Origin of the sequence: Methanoculleus sp. DTU007 (assembly GCF_001512385.1) — an archaeon.
GTDB classification, from domain to species: Archaea; Halobacteriota; Methanomicrobia; order Methanomicrobiales; family Methanoculleaceae; genus Methanoculleus; species Methanoculleus thermophilus.
Genome location: NZ_LFRO01000063.1, coordinates 6,220 through 6,494, shown reverse-complemented (window position 1 = coordinate 6,494; position 275 = coordinate 6,220). Strand labels below are relative to the sequence as shown.

At 65.8% G+C, this 275-nt stretch carries 1 protein-coding gene; it reads left to right on the top strand.

What is annotated here, in order from left to right; genetic code table 11:
• Window positions 1-3 precede the first annotated feature (3 nt).
• A partial coding sequence (locus ACI94_RS06820) for a flavodoxin family protein (protein WP_286681251.1) occupies window positions 4-275 on the top strand: 272 nt, incomplete at its 3' end.

Sequence of the window (275 nt, the reverse complement as noted above, 5' to 3'; positions counted from 1 at the left end):
TATATGACCATCGACGTCCTCGCGTTTGCGGCCTCGCCCCGGCGCCACGGCAACTCCGAGACCCTCCTCGACTGGGTGCTCGCGGCGATGGAGCGGGAAGGGGCCGCGGTCGAGAAGATCGCCGTAACCGAGGTGGATATCCGGCCGTGCAGGGGGTGCAACCTCTGCGAGAAGCTCAACCGGTGCGTCCAGCGGGACTACATGGACTACGTCTACGACCGGATCATCGCGGCCGACTGCATCGTCCTCGCGGCTCCCATCTACTGCATGGGGCT